Source organism: Desnuesiella massiliensis (assembly GCF_001403615.1).
In the GTDB taxonomy this organism is placed as follows: Bacteria; Bacillota; Clostridia; order Clostridiales; family Clostridiaceae; genus Desnuesiella; species Desnuesiella massiliensis.
This window is the reverse complement of the sequence record NZ_LN879457.1, coordinates 19,408-43,289: the sequence shown is the minus strand read 5'-3', so window position 1 is coordinate 43,289 and position 23,882 is coordinate 19,408. Positions and strand designations below refer to the sequence as shown.

25 protein-coding genes, 2 tRNA genes and 1 other annotated feature are annotated in these 23,882 nt (G+C 33.2%); of the genes, 1 reads left to right on the top strand and 26 read right to left on the bottom strand.

The features are described 5' to 3' along the window. Positions 1–274 precede the first annotated feature (274 nt). The 22 genes from rplL to BN2665_RS17725 form a co-directional block, all read right to left on the bottom strand. On the bottom strand, positions 275–637 hold the full coding sequence (rplL, locus tag BN2665_RS17830; RefSeq protein ID WP_055668480.1) for a 50S ribosomal protein L7/L12: 363 nt from the start codon (positions 635–637) through the stop codon (positions 275–277). A gap of 67 nt (positions 638–704) precedes the next feature. Then, a complete protein-coding gene (rplJ, locus tag BN2665_RS17825) occupies positions 705–1,202 on the bottom strand; it encodes a 50S ribosomal protein L10 (RefSeq protein ID WP_055669996.1) in 498 nt (165 codons plus the stop codon). Positions 1,203–1,237: 35 nt separating this feature from the next. Continuing rightward, positions 1,238–1,363: a sequence feature (ribosomal protein L10 leader region), on the bottom strand. Positions 1,364–1,402: 39 nt separating this feature from the next. Continuing rightward, a complete protein-coding gene (rplA, locus tag BN2665_RS17820) occupies positions 1,403–2,092 on the bottom strand; it encodes a 50S ribosomal protein L1 (RefSeq protein WP_055668479.1) in 690 nt (229 codons plus the stop codon). Between the two features lie 51 nt (positions 2,093–2,143). Further along, positions 2,144–2,569: a 50S ribosomal protein L11 gene (gene rplK / locus BN2665_RS17815; protein WP_055668478.1), complete on the bottom strand. Its 426-nt coding sequence runs from the start codon at positions 2,567–2,569 to the stop codon at positions 2,144–2,146. Positions 2,570–2,661: 92 nt separating this feature from the next. Then, positions 2,662–3,183 (bottom strand): transcription termination/antitermination protein NusG, encoded by a 522-nt coding sequence (nusG, locus tag BN2665_RS17810; RefSeq protein ID WP_055668477.1) that lies wholly within the window; start codon positions 3,181–3,183, stop codon positions 2,662–2,664. Between the two features lie 37 nt (positions 3,184–3,220). After that, positions 3,221–3,448, bottom strand: a complete 228-nt coding sequence (gene secE / locus BN2665_RS17805) for a preprotein translocase subunit SecE (RefSeq protein WP_055668476.1) — start codon at positions 3,446–3,448, stop codon at positions 3,221–3,223. Positions 3,449–3,496: 48 nt separating this feature from the next. Then, positions 3,497–3,646, bottom strand: a complete 150-nt coding sequence (gene rpmG / locus BN2665_RS17800) for a 50S ribosomal protein L33 (RefSeq protein ID WP_055668475.1) — start codon at positions 3,644–3,646, stop codon at positions 3,497–3,499. A 170-nt stretch (positions 3,647–3,816) separates the two neighbouring features. Continuing rightward, positions 3,817–5,010 carry an elongation factor Tu gene (tuf, locus tag BN2665_RS17795; RefSeq protein WP_055668474.1) on the bottom strand — a complete coding sequence of 398 codons (1,194 nt, stop codon included), beginning with the start codon at positions 5,008–5,010 and terminating at the stop codon, positions 3,817–3,819. Between the two features lie 67 nt (positions 5,011–5,077). Further along, a tRNA-Thr gene (locus BN2665_RS17790) sits at positions 5,078–5,153 on the bottom strand. A gap of 8 nt (positions 5,154–5,161) precedes the next feature. Next, a tRNA-Gly gene (locus tag BN2665_RS17785) sits at positions 5,162–5,236 on the bottom strand. Positions 5,237–5,307: 71 nt separating this feature from the next. After that, complete coding sequence (gene sigH / locus BN2665_RS17780; protein ID WP_055668473.1) at positions 5,308–5,952, bottom strand: RNA polymerase sporulation sigma factor SigH; 645 nt, start codon at positions 5,950–5,952, stop codon at positions 5,308–5,310. Positions 5,953–6,024: 72 nt separating this feature from the next. Continuing rightward, entirely contained in the window at positions 6,025–6,534 is a 510-nt protein-coding gene (locus tag BN2665_RS17775; RefSeq protein ID WP_055668472.1) for an NYN domain-containing protein, read from the bottom strand. 10 nt (positions 6,535–6,544) lie between these two features. Next, entirely contained in the window at positions 6,545–7,411 is an 867-nt protein-coding gene (rlmB, locus tag BN2665_RS17770) for a 23S rRNA (guanosine(2251)-2'-O)-methyltransferase RlmB (RefSeq protein WP_074042359.1), read from the bottom strand. Between the two features lie 13 nt (positions 7,412–7,424). Then, on the bottom strand, positions 7,425–8,168 hold the full coding sequence (gene thyX, locus BN2665_RS17765) for an FAD-dependent thymidylate synthase (protein ID WP_055668471.1): 744 nt from the start codon (positions 8,166–8,168) through the stop codon (positions 7,425–7,427). A gap of 2 nt (positions 8,169–8,170) precedes the next feature. Continuing rightward, positions 8,171–8,590 (bottom strand): Mini-ribonuclease 3, encoded by a 420-nt coding sequence (locus BN2665_RS17760; protein ID WP_055668470.1) that lies wholly within the window; start codon positions 8,588–8,590, stop codon positions 8,171–8,173. A gap of 147 nt (positions 8,591–8,737) precedes the next feature. Next, on the bottom strand, positions 8,738–9,331 hold the full coding sequence (rpsD, locus tag BN2665_RS17755; RefSeq protein WP_055668469.1) for a 30S ribosomal protein S4: 594 nt from the start codon (positions 9,329–9,331) through the stop codon (positions 8,738–8,740). 365 nt (positions 9,332–9,696) lie between these two features. Continuing rightward, positions 9,697–11,481, bottom strand: coding sequence for a stage V sporulation protein D (locus BN2665_RS17750; RefSeq protein ID WP_055668468.1), 1,785 nt, complete (start codon positions 11,479–11,481; stop codon positions 9,697–9,699). Positions 11,482–11,705: 224 nt separating this feature from the next. Then, positions 11,706–13,103, bottom strand: coding sequence for a cysteine--tRNA ligase (gene cysS / locus BN2665_RS17745; protein WP_055668467.1), 1,398 nt, complete (start codon positions 13,101–13,103; stop codon positions 11,706–11,708). A gap of 283 nt (positions 13,104–13,386) precedes the next feature. Further along, a complete protein-coding gene (locus BN2665_RS17740) occupies positions 13,387–15,084 on the bottom strand; it encodes a proline--tRNA ligase (RefSeq protein WP_055668466.1) in 1,698 nt (565 codons plus the stop codon). A gap of 25 nt (positions 15,085–15,109) precedes the next feature. Then, the gene (proS, locus tag BN2665_RS17735; RefSeq protein ID WP_055668465.1) at positions 15,110–16,546 is read right to left on the bottom strand and encodes a proline--tRNA ligase; all 1,437 of its coding nucleotides are present in this window, start codon (positions 16,544–16,546) and stop codon (positions 15,110–15,112) included. 425 nt (positions 16,547–16,971) lie between these two features. After that, positions 16,972–17,658, bottom strand: coding sequence for a 2-C-methyl-D-erythritol 4-phosphate cytidylyltransferase (ispD, locus tag BN2665_RS17730; protein WP_055668464.1), 687 nt, complete (start codon positions 17,656–17,658; stop codon positions 16,972–16,974). 163 nt (positions 17,659–17,821) lie between these two features. Continuing rightward, a complete protein-coding gene (locus BN2665_RS17725) occupies positions 17,822–18,934 on the bottom strand; it encodes a PIN/TRAM domain-containing protein (protein WP_055668463.1) in 1,113 nt (370 codons plus the stop codon). A 325-nt stretch (positions 18,935–19,259) separates the two neighbouring features. On the opposite strand from BN2665_RS17725, the gene BN2665_RS17720 reads away from it, so the two are divergent. Continuing rightward, complete coding sequence (locus BN2665_RS17720) at positions 19,260–19,658, top strand: nucleoside triphosphate pyrophosphohydrolase family protein (RefSeq protein ID WP_055668462.1); 399 nt, start codon at positions 19,260–19,262, stop codon at positions 19,656–19,658. 58 nt (positions 19,659–19,716) lie between these two features. Here the strand turns inward: BN2665_RS17720 and disA are convergent, their stop codons facing one another. The 4 genes from disA to BN2665_RS17700 form a co-directional block, all read right to left on the bottom strand. After that, complete coding sequence (gene disA / locus BN2665_RS17715) at positions 19,717–20,781, bottom strand: DNA integrity scanning diadenylate cyclase DisA (RefSeq protein WP_055668461.1); 1,065 nt, start codon at positions 20,779–20,781, stop codon at positions 19,717–19,719. 85 nt (positions 20,782–20,866) lie between these two features. Then, positions 20,867–22,222: a DNA repair protein RadA gene (gene radA / locus BN2665_RS17710; RefSeq protein WP_055668460.1), complete on the bottom strand. Its 1,356-nt coding sequence runs from the start codon at positions 22,220–22,222 to the stop codon at positions 20,867–20,869. A gap of 198 nt (positions 22,223–22,420) precedes the next feature. After that, positions 22,421–23,152 (bottom strand): glucosamine-6-phosphate deaminase, encoded by a 732-nt coding sequence (nagB, locus tag BN2665_RS17705; RefSeq protein WP_055668459.1) that lies wholly within the window; start codon positions 23,150–23,152, stop codon positions 22,421–22,423. Continuing rightward, complete coding sequence (locus tag BN2665_RS17700) at positions 23,149–23,871, bottom strand: GntR family transcriptional regulator (RefSeq protein WP_055668458.1); 723 nt, start codon at positions 23,869–23,871, stop codon at positions 23,149–23,151. The genes nagB and BN2665_RS17700 overlap by 4 nt, the downstream gene beginning before the upstream one ends. Between the last annotated feature and the right edge of the window lie 11 nt (positions 23,872–23,882).

Genomic DNA, 23,882 nt, shown 5'->3' with positions numbered 1-23,882 from the left:
CCTTGTATAAACTAAAATAGCCAAAAGCATAATATCCCCTAGGACCTATGCTTCTGGATTGCATACAATATCATCAAATTAGTATAACCAAAAATGTAAATTTAATTCAAGTCTTATATATTATTTTTAAAATGATATACTGATCCATATTGAACAGTACATTAAATAATAGTAGCATATTTGATTATACCAGTCAATAGATACTTTAAAAATACTTACTTTAAAAAAGAGGCACTTTCTAACAAAGTGCCTCTTACCATTGTTACTGCTAGTATTACTTTACTTCTACTGTAGCACCAACTTCTGCAAGTTTTGCTTTTATGCTTTCTGCTTCTTCTTTTGAAACGCCTTCTTTTAATGTCTTTGGCGCTCCGTCAACTACTTCTTTAGCTTCTTTTAAGCCTAATCCAGTTAATTCTCTAACAACTTTTATAACTTTGATCTTTTCAGCACCAGCACTAGCTAATACTACATCAAACTCAGTTTTTTCTTCAGCTGCTGGAGCTGCTGCTGCACCTGCTGCCGCTACTGGAGCTGCTGCACTTACTCCAAATTCTTCTTCACATGCTTTTACTAATTCGTTTAATTCTAAAACGCTCATTTCTTTTATAGCTTGAATGATTTCTTCTCTTGTCATTATAAGACACCTCCAAAATTTCTTTATAAAATAATCTTTAATCTATCTGCTCACTTTACAACGTGTATTATTCAGCAGACTCTTTCTTTTCTTTAATTGCATTTAATAAAATAGCAAGTTTTGATAATGGTGACTTGATGCTTCCAAGAAGTTTTGCAATAAGAACTTCTTTTGATGGTATTGTAGCAAGTTGTTTAACTTTACTTGTATCGTAAACTTCGCCTTGAACTATACCAGCTTTTAATTCTAACTTCTTGTGATCTTTAGCAAAGTCATTTAAAACTCTAGCCGGAGCCGTAACATCATCATAACCAAAAGCTATGGATACAGGTCCCTCTAAGTATGGAGATACGGCGTCTAAACCTAACTCCTTAGCTGCAAGTGTTACCAATGTGTTTTTGTACACCTTGTATTCTACACCAGCTTCTCTTAATTTTTTTCTTAGCTCTGTATCTTCTTCAACTGTTAATCCTTGATAACTTGCAAGTATAACAGCTTGAGCCTTTTCTAATTTTTCTTTAATTTCTGCAACTTTAGCTTCTTTAATTTGTCTATTCTTATTTATCACTGTGTGTCCACCTCCTCACAGTTATCACTGTTTTATATAATAACAAAGGCCTTCCCGCAGACGCAAGAAGACCAATCAATCTATGTATTGGCATCCTAGGTAGGTATTACAATTTACGCTTTCGCACCTACTGTCTACGGAGGATTTTATTCACTTGACCTTTGTTATGTTAACATACAAACTTCTTAATGTCAATACTATTCTAAAACTTTAGTTGGATTTATTTTAATTCCAGGTCCCATTGTGCTTGAAACAGATACTGATTTGATGTATTGTCCCTTAGCAGCAGCTGGTTTAGCTTTTACTAAAGCTTCCATTAAAGATTGGAAGTTAACTATTAACTTTTCAGATCCAAAGGATTTTTTTCCTATTGGAACGTGAACGATAGCAGTCTTGTCAACTCTATATTCAACCTTACCAGCTTTTATTTCAGCTATAGCCTTAGCTACATCAAAAGTAACTGTACCGGATTTTGGGTTTGGCATTAGGCCCTTAGGTCCTAATACTCTACCTAATCTACCAACTACACCCATCATGTCTGGAGTTGCTACAACTACATCATAGTCAAACCAGTTTTCTTTTTGAATTTTATCTACTAAATCTTCTGCTCCAACAAATTCTGCTCCTGCAGCTTCAGCTTCTTTAGCTTTGTCTCCTTTAGCGAAAACTAAAACTCTAACAGTTTTACCAGTTCCGTTAGGAAGAACAACCGCTCCTCTTACTTGTTGATCAGCATGTCTTGGGTCAACTCCAAGTCTAACGTGTAATTCAATTGTTTCATCAAACTTAGCTTTAGCAGTTTTAACAGCTAACTCTAAAGCTTCTCCTGGAGTATATAAAGCACTTCTGTCTATTAATTTTGCACTTTCAATATAATTCTTTCCCATATGATTAAGCCTCCTTTGTGGTATTAACGGTTTTTACCTCCCACCATTATATTAGTCTACTACAGTTACACCCATACTTCTAGCTGTTCCTTCGATCATGCTCATAGCAGCTTCAAGTGAAGCGGCATTTAAGTCAGGCATTTTAGTTTCTGCTATTTTCTTAACTTGTTCTTTAGTTAATTTACCAACTTTAGTTTTGTTTGGTACTCCTGATCCACTTTCTAAGCCAAGTTCTTTTTTAATAAGAACAGCTGCTGGAGGAGTCTTTAGTATGAAACTAAAAGATCTATCTTGGTAAACAGTTATTACTACTGGAATTATTAATCCAGCTTGGTTTGCAGTTTTTGCATTAAATTCCTTACAGAATCCCATAATGTTTACACCATGTTGTCCTAACGCTGGTCCAACTGGTGGTGCTGGTGTTGCCTTTCCTGCAGGAAGTTGAAGTTTAATCATTCCTGTTACTTTCTTAGCCATGAGTAATTCCTCCTATACTGTGGTTATACGGGCTTTATCATTGCCCTCCCACTTTATTAAGACTTTCGTCTAAGTTTAAATTTTGTTTTTAACTAATCCATTTTTTCTACTTGGTTAAAATCAAATTCTGCTAAGGTATCCCTGCCGAACATATTAACCAAGCCTTTTATCTTACGTTTTTCAAGATTAATTTCTTGTATAGAAGCCACAAATTCTTTAAGTGGTCCTGAAATAATCTTGATGTTTTCTCCTACCTCCAAGTCAATAGCTACAGGAGCATCTTTTATTCCCATACAATCAACCTCTTCATCGGTAAGTGGTACAGGTTTTGATCCTGGACCCACGAAACCTGTAACTCCTCTAGTATTTCTAACTACATACCAAGAGTCGTCAGTCATAACCATTTTTACAAGAACATATCCTGGAAATATCTTTTTTAAGGTAACCTTAGTTTTACCATCTTTCTCTTCTACTTGCTCCTCCATAGGAACTTGCACATCTAATATTAGATCATGAAGATTTCTATTTTCTATGGTTTTCTCTAAGTTGGCCTTAACTTTGTTTTCATAACCAGAATATGTATGTACTACATACCATCTAGCTCTTTCACTCATAATCTGCGGGATGAATAAAACATCCCAACCTCCTTTTTTACTTTATTCTAAAGATTAAATCAAAGAGGTTTTTAAATACAACATCAATGCCGCCTACATAAACAATATACAATAAACAAAATACAGCTACTGCTATTGTCGATTTCTTTATTTCCTTTTTAGATGGCCAAGTTATTCTCTTAAATTCAGCTTTAACCTCTCTAAAAAACTTAATCAAACCTGATTGCGTTTGACTTTTTGCTTTTACATTCCCATCTGAAGCCATTTTTTTCACATCCCCAAGCTTTTTTTAAAGGAATAATCACAAATAAGCTTATTTTGTCTCTTTATGAAGTGTGTGTCTTTGACAGAACTTACAGTACTTTTTCATCTCTAATCTATCTGGGTCGTTCTTCTTATTCTTCATTGAGTTGTAGTTTCTTTGCTTGCATTCTGTGCATGCTAAAGTTATTTTTACTCTCACAATGTGCACCTCCAGTACTTATAAATAACATGATGTGTGTATAAGAACCTAGTTCTTTACTATTTTAAGCATTACTTAAATAATTTATCACAAGTAGATTCTTATGTCAACGTTAATTTGCTATGTAAAGGACTAGGTTATTAAACCCAGCCCCTTATTTAAAGCTATAATTATTCTAATATAGTAGTAACAACACCTGAACCTACTGTTCTTCCGCCTTCTCTGATAGCGAATCTTAATCCTTCATCCATTGCTACTTGTGTGATTAATTCAACGTTCATGTCGATGTGGTCTCCAGGCATAACCATTTCCATTCCATCTGGTAATTTGATTGATCCTGTAACGTCTGTTGTTCTGAAATAGAATTGTGGTCTGTATCCATCAAAGAATGGTGTGTGTCTTCCGCCTTCTTCTTTCTTTAATACGTATACTTGACCTACGAATTTCTTGTGTGGATTTACTGATCCTGTTTTTGCTAATACTTGACCTCTTTCGATATCAGTTCTTTGAACACCTCTTAATAATGCTCCTATGTTATCTCCTGCCATCGCTTGGTCTAGTAACTTTCTGAACATTTCTACTCCAGTTACTACTGTCTTCTTTCTTTCTTCTGTTAAGCCGATAACTTCTACTTCGTCACCAACTTTTAATATTCCTCTTTCTACTCTTCCTGTTGCAACTGTTCCTCTTCCTGTGATTGTGAATACATCTTCTACTGGCATTAAGAATGGTTTGTCAGTTGCTCTTTCTGGTGTTGGAATGTAGCTGTCTACTGCTTCCATTAACTCCATTATGCATTTTGTTGCTGCTTCATCTGTTGGGTTCTCTAATGCTTTTAATGCTGATCCTGCTATTATTGGAGTATCATCTCCTGGGAAGTTATACTCGCTTAATAACTCTCTTACTTCCATTTCTACTAGCTCTAATAATTCTGGATCGTCTACCATATCTGCTTTATTTAAGAATACTACTATGTAGTCAACTCCTACTCTTGATGCTAGTAGTATGTGCTCTCTTGTTTGAGGCATTGGACCATCTGCTGCTGATACAACTAGGATTGCTCCATCCATTTGTGCTGCTCCTGTGATCATGTTCTTTACATAGTCAGCGTGTCCTGGACAGTCAACGTGCGCATAGTGTCTGTTTTCTGTTTGATACTCAACGTGCGCTGTGTTGATTGTGATTCCTCTTTCTTTTTCTTCTGGTGCCTTATCTATTTCGTCATACTTGAATGCTTCTGCATATCCTTTGCTTGCTAATACTGTTGTAATAGCTGCTGTTAATGTTGTCTTACCGTGGTCTACGTGTCCTATTGTTCCAATATTAACGTGTGGTTTGTTTCTTTCAAATTTTGCCTTTGCCATTTATAATTCCTCCTTATTATTCCTTTCATCAGTAAACTTAGCCTAGCGTTTTGTGTTTTACATAATTTGGAGCTCACGATCGGGCTTGAACCGACGACCTCCACCTTACCAAGGTGACGCTCTGCCTGCTGAGCTACGTGAGCAATTTCTCTGGAGCGGGAAACGGGATTCGAACCCGCGACATTCAGCTTGGGAAGCTGACGCTCTACCACTGAACTACTCCCGCTTTATAAATCGACATATACCACTTTTAGATTTTACTACTAAATAGGTTTTATGTCAATAAATTTTCAAAATTTATCTGTTATTATTTAAACATTTTTCTAACTTTCTTTTAACCCTTTGCAATGCATTGTCTATAGACTTTGCATGTCTGTCCAAATCACAAGCTATTTCTTGATAGGATTTACCGTCTAGATAAGACATAAGTACTTCCATCTCTAAGCCTGACAGCACTTGTCCTATTTCATTTTCTATATGTAGCATTTCCTCTTTACTTATGACTAACTCTTCAGGATCAGAAACTTTAATAGTTGAGAGCACATCTAGTAAGGTTCTATCTGATTCTTCTTCATATATAGGTTTATTAAGAGAGACATAAGTATTTAAAGGGATGTGCTTTTGCCTTGTAGCGGTTTTTATAGCTGTAATTATCTGTCTTGTAACACAGAGCTCTGCAAAGGCTCTAAAGGAAGCTAGTTTATCAGGTTTAAAATCTCTAATTGCTTTATATAACCCGATCATGCCTTCCTGATATATATCTTCTTTGTCTGCGCCTATTAGGAAATAAGATTTTGCTTTTGCTTTTACAAAATTTTGATACTTACTAATCAGATACTCTTGTGCTCTAACATCTCCCTTTTTCGCTTCTACAACAATTTCTTCATCAAGCTTTTCTTCATATTTTGTAAACGTTTTAGCAACACTACTCCTCTTATCCATAGGCCATCCCTCCAGAACGTATATGTCATTGTTATTAATTATAACTACTCCATAGCCTTAAGTCAAGTGAAATCAATGACTTCTACGGATTCTCTCAAGTTCTTCCAATACTTGCTTATCTATTCTATCTTCCAACAAATTTTTTTGTCGAATAATATTTTTTTCTGTTTTAGCCTTTATTTTTCTTTCAGCCTCCCTAACCTCATGGTAGAATTCCAAAGAGGAAGTCCTTATGGCCCCCCTTTGGAATGTAAGCTGCTGTTCCATAGAATCTGATGTTACAACTACCACTTCGGTCTTTCGGCCTATATTATTTACCGCCCTCTCTATATAACTATCTGCGGTTTCTCCATCTTTAGTGAATATAATTGTCATGTTCTCTATCTTTTCTTTTTTTTCCAAAGTTCCCTTTACCTTATGAGCATCAAATACTAAAATAAGTTTATATCCTTTATAGCTAGAATAATTTTGAAGTTCATCTATTAATTTTTGTCTAGCTGCTTCATAGCTATATTCTTTTATCTTATTTAGCTCTGGCCAGCTATTTATGACATTATATCCATCCACAAATATTATTCTCACTTTTAGCACCTTATTTGATTCGTGATTTCATAATTTCGTACATTAATATGCCTGCAGCCACCGAAGCATTTAATGAATTTATTTTCCCAACCATAGGTATTTTCACTATATTATCACACTTTTCTTTAGTCAATCTAGAAATACCTTTACCTTCACTTCCTATAACTAGAGCAATAGAACCACTAAAATTCGTTTCATAGCTGAAGGTTGCTCCATCCATGTCCGCTCCATATACCCACAAACCTTTTTCCTTTAGATTATCTATAACGCTGTTGATATTAGTAACCTTAGCTATTCTCATATGTTCCACCGCTCCAGCTGAAGTTTTATATACCGTAGCAGTAACTCCTACATTTCTTCTTTTAGGAATTATTATACCGTGAGCTCCACAAAGCTCAGCTGTTCTAATTATAGAGCCTAAATTATGAGGATCTTCAATTTCATCCAAAATTATCACAAAAGGTTTTTCTCCTTTTCCTTCTGCATATTCTATAATATCTTCTACACTATAGTATTTATATGGAGTTATTATAGCCATTACTCCTTGATGGGGTGTTCCTTGAGACATGCTATCTAATTTTTTTCTATCTACTTCTTTTATTACTATATTTTTTTCTTTAGCTAAAGAAAGTATAAGATTTATGGAGCCTTCTTTTTCTCCTTTGCTCACCAATAAATATTCAATAGTGGTATTTCCTTTTAATGCTTCTATCACAGCATTTCTTCCTTGAACTATATCTTCTCTTTCTTCTATTTTGCTATTATGATTTTCTTCTCTATTTCTAAAAGTTTGCTCTTTACCCTTTGAGCTTTCTTCTCTGTTTCTAAAGCTCGCTTCTTTATTTTTAAAACTACTTTTTTTATTTATATTTTTCATACGATCTAACTCCTTATAAGATATTTAAGTATCTATTCTGCATCTCTTTTATTTTTCCACAGGTCATCTTTCCTTCTGGGCAATTGCCTCCTATACAAGAGGGCCCTGCATACTTGAATAAAGTTGGTGCTACCTTTTTAACTTCTATAAGCATTTTCTCCGCTAAACTTCTTATTTCCCACTGAGCTCTATTGCAGCATCTATGCCTAAAAAAGTTTATGAGACTTCTAGCATTCATAGTAACCATTATCTTAGTTTCGCAGCTATTAGGAAATACATATCTAGCATCTTCTATAGCCTTCTTTTCTGCATTTACTTCTGTAAATCCTTCTGATATATATTTTTTCTTTAATATATCACTTAATTCATCATAAGCTTTCTGGCTGGCCTTCATGGAGCTTATATATATCTCTCTAGCTTTTTCATCCCTTTCTATTTCTGGTGGTATTATGTAGTCAAATTGTTCTAACCTCACATACCTTTGGCTTTGCTGAGAATAAGAAGCCAATCTATGTCTCACAAGCTGATGAGTAAGACTTCTAGATACCCCTTCTATAGCAAAGGTAAAGTTTACATGCTCTATAGGCGATTCGTGCCCATAGGACATTAGCATATCAAGAAACTTTTTCACACTTTCCTCATTTAAGTTATCCATTATATCATCTACAGTTGAAGAGCTATAGCACAATTTAGCAGCTGATGAAACTATTTTTTCAGCCTCCTGGCTATACTGTATTAATTTAACTTTTTGCTCCATTTTTATTCCCCCGAACTATTACAATTTATGCATTTATTTAATATATCTCTTAGTCTATCCTTTTGGTCAGTAATAAATAAAAAACCTACAAGAGCTTCTAACCCTGTAGCTTTTCTGTATTCTGTTACATCTGCATTTTTGGGCACAGAGGAGGATTTAGCATTTCTTCCTCTCTTATAAATAACCATCTCTTCTTCGGTTAAATACTGCTCTATATTATTTAGAATTTCACTTTGTGCATGAGCTTTTACATAGGATATGGCCTTTACATGCATTTTATGAGCAGATAGCTCGGAATTTTGTACAATAATATAGGATCTGATAAAAACCTCATAAGCAGCATCCCCTATAAAGGCTAGCACTAAAGGGTTCAATAACCTAGCCTCTTCCTTACTTAATTTATTAAATAACACACTATCCATATTTATATGTTTCTCCTTAAGATAAATAGATTGGTAAGTAGAGATTACTATACTTACTTATTTATCTATAACATAATACTACATTTTAATTTCTAAATCCATATAAAAAAATACCAGTTTAAACTTTTAAACTGGTATCCTACATCACTATTTTGAATAAAATTCAACTATCAATTGTTCATTTATTTCAATAGGAAGTTCATTTCTCTGTGGAATTCTAAGAAATTTTCCTTTAAAATTATCTGTATCCCTTTGGATATAAGGAAGTTGAAAACTCATCATATCTTGGAAATTTTCCTCAAAAACCTTTTTATTTTTTGAGGAATCCTTTAAGCTTATTTCATCTCCTACCTTAATTTGATAAGAAGGAATGTCTACCTTTTCTCCATTAACGGTTATGTGTCCATGATTCACCATTTGTCTAGCTTGCCTAATAGAGTTCGCAAAGCCCATTCTATAAACCATATTATCTAGTCTTTTCTCTAACATTAACAGTAGAGCTTCTCCTGTAATATCTTTAGATTTCATAGCTTTCTCTACATAGCCTTTAAACTGTTTTTCTAGCACTCCATAATATGCCTTTAATCTTTGTTTCTCTAGCAATTGAATTCCGTAGTCAGATAATTTCTTATCTGCTCTACTGCTTCCTTTCACTGCACGATTCATTGCCTTTGGATGTCCAACAACATTTAGTCCCAAGCGTCTGCACATTTTAAATCTTGGTGACATATTTTTCGCCATAATATACCTCCATGTATTGTATTTGCCGCGGTAGTATTATTGCCTTTTAATAATATATCATATGAAAAGCAAATTGAAAATAATTATCATTTTCCTTCATTGCTATTTTACTCTATATTTTCTTTCATTATCTAATAAATTCTTAGCATATCGTTAAATTTAAATAATTATTTGAATATATAAATTGCAACTTATATAGCATAAATAATAGTTGACAATATTGTTAATACTAAGAGCCATAATCTCAATTTTATTTTTCTCATATAAATTCCCTCCATAAAAAAGAAGAATTATAAATGATAATCATTATCATTTATAATTCTATTTTAATAGCTTTTTATACTATTGTCAAATACTATTTATTGCTAATTTGCAAAGGGCTTTATGGCCATTTTATTAAATATTTGCTGGAATAATTCTTTAGCTACAGGGGTAGCTATTACTCCGCCAAAGTGTTCACCCTGTGGTTCATCAATGGCTACAATCAAGCTTATTTGCGGATCGTTATAAGGCGCTGCTCCTACAAAGGATGATATAAACTTTCCTGCAGAATATCCCTTTCCTCCAGAGTTAGCTTTTTCAGCAGTACCAGTTTTACCAGCTATTCCAAAATCCTTTATATAAGCTGTATCCTTATAAGATGTAGCTACTACCTTTTCTAAGTATTCTGCTACTTGATTCGCTATGCTTTTATCTATTACTTGTCTTGAATTTTTTTCTTCATATTTGCTTACTACCTGAGTATTACCATCTTTATCTACAGAGGATATTTCCTTCATAATATGCGGTGTGGTATAAATTCCATTGTTCATCACTGCATTGAAGGCCGCAAGTAATTGAACTACAGTTGCCGTATCAGATTGTCCAAAAGAAATAGTAGCAAGATCTGTAGGACTTACCTTATCTGCTGGCTTTATTATACCCGCTGCTTCACCCGGTAAGTCTATACCTACAGGTTTACCAAATCCAAAATCAAATATATACTTATTTAGTTTTTCAGCGCCCAATCTTTTGCTTAGCTCTATAAATCCTGGGTTACAAGAATTCTTTAAAATATCTACTAGATTTTCAGCACCATGACCTTCTGGCTTCCAACAGTTTATTCTTACCCCATTTACTATAGTGTATCCCTTGCAATAAAATTGATCATTTTCATGAGTAAGCTGTTCTGATAAAGCTGCTACTGTTGTTATTATCTTAAAAGTAGACCCTGGTTCATATATATCATTTACCGCCTTGTTTCTCCATAATTGCTGCAGCTCATCATTGTTAGTTATCCCTTTTCTTGGATCGTTAGGATTAAAATCTGGTTTGTTTACCATTGCAAGAATTTCTCCATTTTTAGGGTTAGTAACCACTATACTAATACCCTTGGCTTTGTTATCTTCAAGAGCCTTTTGAGCTGCTTTTTCAGCAATATATTGAATATTTTCATCAATAGTAAGGGTTAGATTTTTTCCATTTACAGGTTCAGTATAAACTGCCTCATCATAGGGCAAATCAATAGAGTTACGATCCACCTCTGAAATTCTTATACCTGGTATCCCAGCCAATTCTTTATCATAGTACTTTTCAACACCAAATAAGCCTTCTCCATCTATATTTACACTTCCTAGCACATGAGCTAAAAAATTATTGTTAGGATAGTATCTTAGAGGATCATTATCAATAATCATAAAATTATATTTTTCTTTTGTTCTAAGCTCTTTTAACTTATCAACTTTAGCCTTTTCTACTTTTCTAGCTATAGATATTCCTCTCAGATAGTCTCCTTTAGAATCTTTTCTCTCCACCACTTCATTCATAGTTTTAGGCTCTATTTGTAAGATTTCACTTATCTTAGAGGCTATGTCTGTCTTTGATTTTTTATATTTAGTACAATATTCATCTAAGGCTTTAATATCTAAACTCACCCTGTATACATCTGCGCTTACAGCTAGTTCTCTACCATTTCTATCCAAAACCACACCTCTTTTAGGCATGACCTTTTGTTGACTTGTAGATTGACTCTCTGCCTTAGTTCTTAAAAACTGGCTCTGAAACACCATTATTCTGGTAAGTTGTCCTATAAGAAGTAGAAAGGCAGTAGTCATTAACACAAGGCTGATCTTTAGTCTTTTATTGAAAGATCTCTTCTTATTTTTTTTCATCTTCTCCTCCCCCTGAGGTTAAGCTTTATAATTTAAAAACCTGCACTTTATAGGGAAACACCTAAGCTTTTAACTTTGTTTCCCTATGGCAAAAGAGCAAAGCCGGGATAAAGCTTTACCCTCAACTCTTGCTCTCTTACTTTATAAATTTTCTTCATTGTGCACTATGCATTGTGCACTAAATAAAATACTAACATATTTAATTTTAAAAAGTTATATTTTTACTAGACCTTTTTCCACCTTACACCTTGAGGGGTATCTTCTAATACTATTCCTCTAGCTTTTAAATCGTCTCTTATTTTATCTGACAATGCCCAATTCTTCTCTTTCCTTGCCTTCTGTCTTTGCTCTATAAGGCTTTCTATCTCTTCTTCTAGGCTACCTCTAGTAGATTTTTGTAATATACCTAAAGGCTCTCCTAGTTCTCTTATTAAACTTGCTGAGAAATTAATTAGCTCTTTAGATGAATTTATGTCTACATTAGTATTAACATCTCTTACAAGATCGAAAATTACAGATATAGCATCTGCTGTATTAAAATCATCATCCATTTTTTCTATATATTTTTCTCTGTATACTTCTAATGACTTTATATACTCTCTTTCCTTATCCGTAAGTTTATCACTCGGAGTTTCTTCAAGAAGACATTCTAAATTAGAAATAGCATTATATAATCTTTCCACTGATGACTTGGCAGAGTCCAATAAGTCTAAACTAAAATTTAATTGTGTTCTATAATGTCCAGATAGCATTAAAAATCTAACTACATCTACATCATATTTTTCTAGTATTTCTCTAGCTGTAAAGAAATTATTTAATGATTTAGACATCTTTTGATTGTTAACATTTAAAAAAGCAGCATGAATCCAATATCTTGCAAAAGGTTTACCGCTTCTCCCTTCACTCTGAGCTATTTCATTTTCATGGTGAGGAAATACCAAATCTGTTCCACCAGCATGTATATCTATGGTTTCTCCTAATAATTTATGAGCCATGCAAGAACATTCAATATGCCATCCTGGTCTCCCCATACCCCAAGGGCTCTCCCAAGCTGGTTCGCCAGGCTTTTGCTTTTTCCATACTGCAAAATCCATTGGATCTTTTTTTCTTTCATCCACATTGATTCTGGCTCCGCATTGTAAGTCCTCTAAATTTTGTCCAGAAAGCTTACCATACTCATGAAACTTTTTAGTAGAAAAATATACATCTCCTTCTACTTCATAGGCATATCCTTTCTCTATTAATTCCTTAACGAAATCTACTATATCTTGGATATACTCTGTGGCTCTAGGATTTACAGTAGCTCTTTTTATATTAAGAGCATCTGCATCTTTATAGTATTCATTAATATATCTATCTCCTAGTTCTTTTACAGAAGTATTCTCTTCATTAGACTTACTTATCATTTTATCGTCTATATCAGTAAAGTTTTGAATGAATTTGACATTGTATCCTCTATATTCAAAATACTTTCTAATAGTATCAAATACAATAAAGGTTCTACCGTTTCCTATATGAAAAAAATTATAAACCGTAGGACCGCACACATACATTTTAACCTCACCTTCTACAAGAGGTATAAATTCTTCTTTTGACTTTGTTAAAGAGTTATATATTCTCATTAAGGCCCTCCATTCTACATTCTTTATAAATATTTATGTAAGGCATCTCCCAAAAATAACTAGTCAGTCCACTCGTCTATTTTGCGTAATACTGCGTCCACAGAACCCACTAATAGCCCCACTATTAATGGAACCTGTGTCCTTGTCTTACGCAAAATATACGACCCATCTTTGACTAGTTATTTTTTTACGATGCCTAAAACCCCCATAACCGAGTTTTTTTAATTATAGCATAAAACTCAAACTTCATGGAGGTTTCTAAAGATAATTTTATAAAAATATCTTATTTATTAAACTCTTGCTGTACTCTATGAACAATTTCATCTATGCTTATAACCTCTACTTCTTTTGAAGCTCTTAATTTAAATTCTACTTGGGATTCTGATATTTTTTTACCTACAGTTATTCTCATTGGTATTCCCATTAGGTCTGCATCCTTAAATTTTACCCCAGCCCTTTCATCCCTATCATCTATTATAACCTCTATTCCTAAAGAAGTTAATTTATTATATAAGCCTTCTGCCACTTTCATTTGCTCTTCATTTTTTATCATCACTGGAACTATGATTACATGATATGGAGCTACGGATAAAGGCCATATAATACCATTGTCATCATGATTTTGCTCAATAATCGCCGCCATAGTTCTATTAATACCTATACCATAGCATCCCATTATTAAAGGTTTTGACTCTCCATTCTCATCTATAAAACTAGCTCCCATAGATGTAGAATATTTTGTTCCTAACTTAAATATGTGACCTACCTCTATGCCCCTTGCTATAGTTAACTCTTCTCCACAGCAAGGGCACTTATCACCCTTTACTACATTTCTAAAGTCTCCCACTTTTCCTTTAAATTCTCTTCCATAATTTACATTATTAATATGGTATCCAGTATCATTAGCTCCTACTATAAAGTTAAACATATTAGCAACTTCATCATCTACTAACAGAATATCTGCTTTTAATCCTATGGGCCCTGCAAAACCTACTTGAGCGTTAGTAGCCTTAAATACAGTCTCTGCATCTGCCATCTCAAACTCGACAGCTCCACCTAAAGCATTAATAACCTTAGTTTCATTTACTTCTCTATCCCCTCTAACCATAACAGCTACAATCTTATCATCTGCTCTATATATTAGAGTTTTAGCAAACTTCTTAGCGTCAGTATTAAAAAAGGTCACTAGCTCTCCAATAGTTCTTACATTAGGAGTTTCAATTTTTTCAAGATTCTTTAGTTCTTCATTTAAAGGAATTTCTGGGGTTGAAGGAGCCTTTTCCATATTGGCTGCATAATCACAGGAAGTGCAAAATACTACGTCATCTTCTCCCACCTCTGACTGAACCATAAATTCTGCGGAACCTGAACCACCCATAGCTCCTGAATCAGCCTCTACACATTTTGTATCCAAGCCACATCTTACAAATATATTCTTATAAGCTTCATACATCTTATTATATGAAAGATCTAAGCCTTCCTTATCCTTATCAAAGCTGTAAGCATCCTTCATGATAAATTCTCTAGATCTCATTACACCAAATCTCGGTCTTCTCTCATCCCTATATTTTGTTTGAATTTGATAGAGATTTAAAGGTAATTGTCTATAGGATTTAATCTCGTTTCTAGCTATATCAGTGAATACCTCTTCATGAGTTGGTCCTAAACAAAACTCTCTTGAATTCCTATCTTTTAATTTAAACATCTCAGGCCCAAAAACTTCCCATCTTCCAGATTCTTGCCATAGCTCAGCTGGTAATAAGGCTGAAGCTAAAAATTCTTGTGATCCAGCTTTATTCATTTCTTCCCTAACTATATCCTCTATTTTCTTTAAAGCTCTTAATCCAAAAGGCATGAAATTATATATACCAGAAGCCATTTTTCTCATCATACCAGCTCTCAGCATAAGCTGATGGCTAGCTATTTCCGCTTCCGCAGGAACTTCTCTTAATGTGCATATAAGCATTTTTGACATTCTCATATGAATCTATCCTTCCTAAGGTTTATTAATAAGCTTTTCCCCAGTAAACCATGTGTTTAGCTTCTTTGCCGCAACAAACGCAAGTATCACTTATTTGTTCCTGCTCAAAGGGAATACATCTTGATGTAGCAGAAGTTAAATCCTTTAATTTGTCTTCACATTCTCTTTCTCCGCACCACATAGCTTTTATAAATCCTGGCTTATTTTCAACTATATTAACAAACTCTTCCATTGTTTTAGCTTCATAGGTTTTGATATCCCTACTATTTCTTGCTCTTTTTAGCATATCTTCTTGGATCCTAGCTAGAAGTTCAACTATTTCTTTCTCTACATTATCTAAGGATATAGTTATCTTTTCCATAGTATCTCTTCTAACTAAAACACATTGATTATTCTCAATATCCTTAGGTCCGATTTCTAAACGTATTGGCACACCCTTCATTTCGTACTCAGCAAATTTCCAACCTGGCATTTTATCGCTGGAATCCAATTTCACTCTTGTTAAAGAACTCAATCTATCTTTAATTTGCTCTGCCTTTTCAATTACGCCTTCCTTATGCTGTGCAATAGGTATAATTACCACTTGAATAGGAGCTATTTTAGGTGGTAATACTAGTCCGTTATCGTCTCCATGAACCATTATAACGGCACCTATTAGCCTTGTAGTCATTCCCCAGGAGGTTTCATGCACATATTGAAGTTTTCCCGTCTTATCGGTGTATTGTATCTTAAAGGCTTTTGCAAAATTATCTCCAAAGTTATGTGAAGTACCACTTTGAAGAGCCTTTCCATCATGCATTAAGCTTTCGATAGTGTAAGTAGCCCTTGCTCCAGCAAATTTTTCTTTTTCAGTTTTTTGTCCTTTTATTACTGGTATAGCTAGTATTTCTTCACAATGACTAGCATAAATGTTCAGCATTCTTAAGGTTTCTTCTTGAGCCTCTTCTGCTGTAGCATGCACTGTATGACCTTCCTGCCACAAAAATTCTGTAGTTCTCAAAAAAGGTCTTGTAGTTTTTTCACATCTTACTACAGAACACCATTGATTATAGAGCTTTGGTAAATCATTATAGGATTGAATTATTTTTGCATAATGCTCGCAGAACAAAGTCTCAGAAGTAGGTCTAACACATAATTTTTCTGTTAATTTCTCCTCTCCAAAATGAGTTACCCAAGCAACTTCAGGAGCAAACCCCTCTACATGTTCCTTCTCCTTTTGCAAAAGAGATTCTGGAATAAACATTGGCATATAGACATTTTCATGTCCACTAGCCTTAAATCTAGCATCAAGATCCTTCTGTATATTTTCCCATATGGCATAACCATAAGGTCTAATTATCATGCAGCCCTTTACACTAGAGTAATCTATCAACTCTGCCTTTTTTACTATGTCAGTATACCATTGTGGAAAATCCTCATTCATGCTTGTTATAGCTTCTACTAATTTTTTATTCTTTGCCATAAAAATTCCTCCTTACCCTATATGTTTAAATTTTATATTTTTATTTTTCTTAAGTTGATTAATGTCTTTAAATAAAACAAAAAAACCCACCCTATTTTAGGGCGAGTATTATCGCGGTACCACCTAAATTTGTACTCTAAAATTATATCGGTATTTAACCGGTAGGTTTTACCTACAACTCCAAAGCGGGTTCAAAACCATTGAGATCCTTTCAGCCAGGAGATCTCTCTCTGTATTTGGCTTTTACTATTCTTCTTCTTAGCTTAATATTTACTTATAAATTAGCGATTCTAATTATAAAGCTTATAACTCACTCTGTCAACTATATATTTTGAATTGATAAATCATTAATTTTAAATTCTCAAAATACAAATCTTCCCCGGATTTTAAGAAGGTGAAATAATAGATTTGCCTCAAAATATATTTTAAATCCCAGTCATTATATTCTTTGCAAAAACAAGATCTTCTGGAGTTGTTATTTTAATATTTTTATAGCTTCCTTCATATAAAAACACCTTATAACCTATAAGCTCTACAGCTCTAGTATCGTCAGTTACGTTAAGGCAGTTATCTTTAATGTACTCATGAGCCTTTAGTATAGTTTCATACTTAAAGCATTGGGGAGTTTGAACACAAAACAACTCTTCTCTATTTAAAGTATTACTTGAAAAACCACAGGAGTCTATAACCTTTATGGTATCCTTTGGCCTAACACCACAAGCTGCCGCGTCATATTTTTCAGCCCACTCAATACCTTCCTCTATAATTCTATCCTCAACAAAAGGCCTTGCACCATCATGTATGAGCACCACATTACAGTGTTCTATAGCTATCAACCCATTATATACCGAATCTTGTCTTTCTTTTCCACCAGAAACAATCCGTTTTACCTTCTTAAAATCATATTTTTCAATAATATTTTTCCTGGAAAACTCTATCTCCTCTTTAGGCAAAACTAGCACTATAGAATTTATGTTTTTACACTTTTCAAACCTTAATAATGTGTAGTATAGTACGGGTTTCTCTTGAATTTCAATAAACTGCTTACTAACTTTTGCTCCCATTCTCTTACCTTTACCACCAGCCACTATAAGAGCAACATTATCTTTCATAATTAATCCCCCAAAATAAGTATATATAATAAACAGAAAAACCCTATATAATAGTGCTTTTCTGTTTATATTCTTATATTTCATTAAGGCATCTTCGAAAAAATAACTAGCTAATCCACTTGTATATTTGACTAGTCATTCTTTTAAGATTCCTAATTAAAGTCTAATTTGCTTTTTCAAACAAATCTTTTTGTTTAGCAAATATCATTCTACCAGCAGCAGTTTGTAATACTGAAGTTACAATTACATCTATAACCTCACCTATATACTTTCTGCCACCTTCTACTACTATCATTGTTCCATCATCTAAATAAGCTATCCCCTGTCCAGACTCTTTTCCATCCTTTATTACTTGAATTGTCATCTCTTCTCCTGGTAATACCACAGGTTTTATAGCATTAGCTAACTCATTTATATTTAGTACAGGAACGCCCTGAAACTCTGCCACCTTATTTAGGTTATAATCATTAGTTATAACCTTTCCTCCTAATACCTGAGCTAGCTTAAGTAATTTACTGTCTACCTCAGCAATTTCAGGAAAATCTTTTTCATATATCTGCACTTCAATATTTAATTCCTTTTGAATTCTATTTAATATATCTAATCCTCTTCTTCCTCTATTTCTTTTTAATGCATCTGAGGAATCAGCTATATGTCTTAACTCTTCTAATACAAAAGTAGGTATTATAAGAGTCCCTTCCACAAAGCCCGTCTGGCATATATCAAATATTCTTCCATCTATAATAACAGAAGTATCTAAAACCTTAGGATCTCCCTTAGGATAGCCTTTGGATTTTTTCTCCTTAGAAGAGCCTACCTTTCTAAGGTTTGAAAACAAGCTCATTATTTCATCTTTCTTCTTTACACCTATATCAGCACCAATAACTGCCATTAAAATATTTACTATAGCATATATGATAGTACCTATAATATTTGGAATCTTGTTAAAGAAACTTCCTAACAATGAAGAGATTATTAAGGCTACAATAGCACCTACTGCTCCAAAAATAATTTCCATAGCCGTTAACTTTTGCATACTCTTTTCAATGTAATCAATGGCTTTCATTATAAGCTTATTAATCCATGGAGAAAGTAAAAATAAAATGAATCCAAATATTAGAGTAGAAAAAATCAAAAATAATACCGTATTAAATAAATTACCATTAAAATATCCCAAAGATTTAAAATAATCTGTTCCTAAAATTGAAGTGCCCACAAAAAAACCTATTATTAATCCCGTTACAGAAAAAATGACTCTAAGTATTTTATTTAACAAGCCATTCACCTCCCTTATAATTATTGACCTATTGTATAAATTTAAATCCTTAATATTAAATATATATTAAGATATTTTTTATTTCAATATAACCCATTCCTAATTAATAAATTATTAACTATATTAAATTATTAATTTAACTACATTATAACATTAAACATATACTATACGTAAATAGTTTATTTAAAATAACCCCCTATTAAAAAATTTATATTTATTTTATTATATAAACATAGCTTATAAGCTGTTATTGACAAAATTATCTGAAAAAAACTATAATTAAATTGACAGTCACTTACAAAAATAGTTATAAGGAGTGAGACTGATGAAGGATGTAATTTTTGATAATTTTCAAAATTGTGTTGATGAATCTCTTATTAGACATAAAAGCATTTTAGATATAATAACAAAACTTCAAGAATCTAATGCGAGAGTCAATAGAGCTGTTGTTAAAGCTGCTACAAGTTGTGGTTGTACTAAGATAACTGCTGAAAAGCAATGTCTCCCCAGTGATGACGATGCCATTGAAAACTTAAAAGACTGTCTTAAGTCCCATCTATCTGGAGAAGTATGCGAAAGCTGCAGAGATGTTATAGAACGAGAAATCGGTAATAACATATTTTATTTAACTGCTTTATGCAGTGCCCTTGATTTGAACTTATATGATATTCTTATTAAGGAATACGATAAAATGAATACTTTAGGAAAGTATACATTGCGTTAGTAAAAAATTATAAAAGGGTGGCTAATACTCATATAGCCACCACTTTATTTTAAGCTTACTAAAGCTGTTTATCTAATGCCACCTGTTCTTTTATGCGCCTAAGCCCATTCTTTATAGCCTTAGATCTTGCTTCTCCTATGCCTTCAACTTTATCTAATTGTTCATAACTTGCTTCAAGGACTGCTTTAAGCTCTCTAAAATGCTTTACTAAATTTTCAATAATACTTGAAGGTATTCTTGGAACTTTGCTTAATATTCTATATCCTCTAGGTGATATTAAAGTATCCACTAAAGGCACGCCAATATACCCCATATTCCTAGAAATCATGTCTAAATCTAACAGCTCTTCTGAAGTCATCACTTGCATAGCTTTATAAATATCATTATATTCTAAGTTAGCTTTACAATAATCTCTTATAAGTAATATTCCATCTTGCTCTATAGATCTTACTAACTCATTTAATTGCATGGATATAAGTCTTCCTTCATTTCCAAGCTCACATATATATCTTTCTATTTCTGAAACAATTCTCATAACCATTTCTGTTCTCTGCACCGCAGTCATAACATCAAACAATGTAACTAAATCTTGAAACTCAAGCAAATTTAGATTACTGATAACCCTATCTAAAACTGACACATACTTTTCTAAGGTTTGAATAGCTTGGTTGGCTCTTCCTAATATAATGCTGCTATCCCTTAATACATACTTTATTTCTCCTTTATATACAGTTATGATATTTCTCCTTTGAGAAATTGCAACAACTATAGCTCCTGTATGTCTAGCTACCCTATTAGCAGTTCTATGCCTTGTTCCTGTTTCGTAAGTAGGAATAGTAGAATCAGGTACAAGCTGAGCATTAGCACAAACTATTCTCTTTAGATCAGAGCTAATAATAATAGCTCCATCCATCTTTGCTAATTCGTATACATAGGCTGGGGTATAATCTGAATTAATTTCAAAACCGCCATCTACTATTTTTAATATTTCTTCACTATCCCCTAATACCAATAATCCTCCAGTTTTTGCCCTTAAAATATTTTCAAGTCCTTCTCTTAGTTGAGTTCCTGGTCCCATTATTTTTAGAATATTTTTTAGTTCCTTATCTTTTTCTATTCTCATACAACATCACCTTATATTAGGCACCTTAGAAAAACAACTAGTCAACTATAGGAGTCACTGAGTAGTTATTTTAAAAATGCCCTATTTAAAAAATTTTATTAATAGCCTCTTTCAGTGAGCTAACACCAATTAAATTTATTCCCGGAAATTTTAGCTTTTCTACATTTCTGCTAGGTAATAATATATTTTTGAATCCCATTTTTTGTGCTTCATTTACTAACTTTTCACAAGAAGCCACAGGTCGGATTTCACCTGTAAGTCCTACTTCACCCATACAAAGTAGCTTCTCTAACTGCAATTCTTTGCTTTTAGCGCTGGATATTAAAGCTAAGGCTAAACCTAGATCTGCTAAGGTTCCTTGAATGCTCAATCCACCTACTACATTAACATATACATCACTTTTATAAAAGGGAATTTTTAACTTTTTTTCTAAAACAGCCATGATCAAATTTAGTCTAGCAGTATCTATGCCTACAGAGGTTCTTCTTGGCATATAAGCATTAGTTTCACTTACCAACGCTTGAAGTTCCACTAATATGGGCCTGCTCCCTTCCATTATCCCGATGACTATAGAACCTTCTTGATTATAAGAGGTCTCTTCTAAAAACATTTTTGAAGGATCATACACCTGAACCAAACCTTCTTGTTTCATTTCAAAAACCCCTATTTCACTGGTGGTTCCAAATCTGTTTTTCATAGTTCTTAAGATTCTAAATTCTTCTGTTCTCTCACCTTCAAAGGTAAGCACAGAATCTACCATATGCTCCAGTACTCTTGGACCAGCCAATTCACCTTGTTTTGTTACATGAGCCACTATAAAAAATGAAATATTATTATTTTTCCCTATACGCATAATATCGTTGGAACATTCCCTTACTTGAGAGACACTTCCTGGTGCAGAGGTTATATTTGATTTATAAACGGTTTGAATAGAATCTATAATTACAAAGACAGGCTTCATATCGTGTATATGACTTTCTATTATTTCTAAGTTAGTTTCAGATATTACAAATAAATTGTGCGAAATAGCCCCTAATCTATCTCCTCGCATTTTTATTTGCTCTTCAGATTCCTCTCCTGATACATAAAGCACTTTTCCATATTTATTAGCCATATTGTTGGCAGTCTGTAGCAATAATGTAGACTTTCCTATACCAGGATCTCCAGATATCAAAGTCAAGGATCCTTTTACTAGTCCTCCACCAAGGACTCTGTTTAACTCAGAGATTCCTGTATCATATCTTTCTTGCTCTCCTGACTTTATTTCCTTTATACTTTTAGGCATAGAGGATGACTTATTTAATATATTAACACTGGGTTTGTTTTCTTTTACTTCCTCGCTCATAGTGTTCCAAGCATTACATCCTGGGCACTTCCCCATCCATTTCAGAGATTCATACCCGCATTGTTGACATATGAAAACACTTTTAATCTTCGACATTTCAAATCAACTCCAAAATTTATATCAGAATACTATTATACAATATTTTTAACGGATTTTGTCAACCTTAATCATTGAGTATATATATTTCTAAAATAAAAAACTTAGCCTTAATCATTTTAGATATATAATAAAAGAGTCTGCAAAATATAAATTATTATATCTGCAGACTCAAAAATATAAGGATTGTAATTAAATCTATTTTTTTATTAATGAAGCTGCTGCTTCATCTACTATAATTGTAACATCATGATGAACCTGTAATATGGAAGCTGGTATTTGTGTACTTATTTTTCCTTCTACTAGCTTTGCTATTATTTCAGCCTTTTTTTCTCCATTAGCTATAAGCAATATCTTCTTAGCTTTCATTATTCCGCCTAAGCCCATAGTTATAGCTTTCTTAGGAACTTCATCCATGCTATCGAAAAACCTTGAATTAGCTTCAATAGTGCTTTCTGCTAAGCCTGTTAAATGAGTTCCCATATATAAAAATTCAGAAGGTTCATTAAAGCCTATGTGACCGTTATTTCCTATACCAAGCAATTGAATATCTATTCCACCAAGCTCATTTATTCTTTCATCATACCTTTTACATTCCTCTTCTATATCCTTTACTAAACCATTAGGCACAAAAGTTCTGCTTTTATCTATGTTTATATGGTTAAATAAGTTTGTATTCATAAAATATCTATAGCTTTGAGGATGTTCTCCTGACAGACCCACATATTCATCTAAGTTTACAGAAGTAACCTTAGAAAAATCTACTTTTTCTTCTTTATTTAAAGAAATCAATTCTTTGTATAATCCTTCTGGAGTACTTCCTGTGGCAAGCCCTAGAACACAATTTGGCTTATTATTCACTACCTTTGCAATTTCTTCCGCCGCTCTTTTACTCATTGCTTCATAATTTTTTTCAACTATTATTCTCATTTTATTTTTCCCTCTCTTCTTAATATATTTACTTCTAGTATATATTTATCTGATCTATATACAGCTTCCTCTATAAAGATAACCTTATTATCTGTATTCATATTCTTACTATAAGTCTTAATAAGTGGTACATTCTCTCTAACTGAAAATAGATTTTTATAATACTCATCCATGATCAGTGCTTGTATTGAGGATTCTGAATGACTAATAGTATATCCAAAGTCCTCAAGTAATTTGTAAAGGGATCCCTTTAATAATTCCTTGTCTATATATCCACAATAGTCGCAAGGTATATATACTATTTCATTAGCTACTCTTTCCCCTTCAACAATTCTCATCCTATTTATTTTATATAAATGCTCAAAGAGAAAAATATCTTGCATTTCCTCTGGAGTATCTATGGTTTCAAATTCTAAAACCTCTGTATTAAGTTTCATACCAGTCCTTTGTATTATCTCGGAAAAGCTCATCATATCCTTTTGCTTAACCTTAGGTTCACAAACAAAGGTGCCTTTACCTTTTTCTCTTACTAATATTCCTTCTTGAACTAATTCACCTAAAGCTTGACGTATGGTCATTCTGCTTACTCCATAGGTTTCAGATAATTCTCTTTCGCTATCTATACATTGACCTACCTTCCAAACTCCCTCAGCGATTTTTAATTTTATAGCTTCTTTTAACTGATAATAAACTGGTATAGGACTACTTTTATCAATCATATTAACTCCTC